Below are 565 nucleotides of genomic sequence, written 5' to 3'. Positions count from 1 at the left end.
TCAAGTAACGTGTCTACAGTGCTGCCAGACCAAAATTGGGATGACATGCTTCGTTTACACGCGCCCATAATCAGAATTGCCGCTTGTGATTGCTTAACTGCTTTTGGTAACGCCGTTTCAGGGTTTCCTTCTGGCAGCAGTAGTGGTACTCGAGTTAACTTTTGCGCAGTAATAAAGTCCGTAATGCCTGCTTTTTGGTTGCTCAAAATCTCTGCACGATAGCGAGACAGATAAGGCGCAACGTAGCGGCAGTAAACTAATGTCATTTTTCCGCTCAAGGTTTTTTCTAGCTTTGAGCCTCGCGATACGATGGCTTTATCTACGACTGATTTTGCATCTCCGCGATGAAGCGGATCTATCGCGCAAAGCATGTTGGCGTGAGAAGGCCATGAACGCTCACTTAATAGCAATAGATCACAATCGTTTTTTGCTAGCTCGGTGAGTAAGGTTTGAATGTCATGCTTGTTAAAATGCCCCACGAGCAGTAAATCTGTGTGGTCGACAAGCCGTTTCGCGACTTGAGCGATCCAATGACTCCCTTTGAAATGCTCATAAGAGAGGGTCG

Annotated in this window: 1 protein-coding gene; it reads right to left on the bottom strand. The window is 46.2% G+C overall.

Going from position 1 to position 565, the window contains the following annotated elements; all coding sequences use genetic code 11:
• On the bottom strand, window positions 1–565 hold a 565-nt coding region (locus ACJBCC_RS17275; protein ID WP_407557933.1), incomplete at both ends, for a hypothetical protein.

The organism is Winogradskyella sp. 4-2091 (assembly GCF_045765065.1).
Lineage (GTDB): Bacteria > Bacteroidota > Bacteroidia > Flavobacteriales > Flavobacteriaceae > Winogradskyella.
The sequence above is the reverse complement of the archived record's forward strand: the minus strand, read 5'-3'. Positions and strand labels throughout refer to the sequence as shown.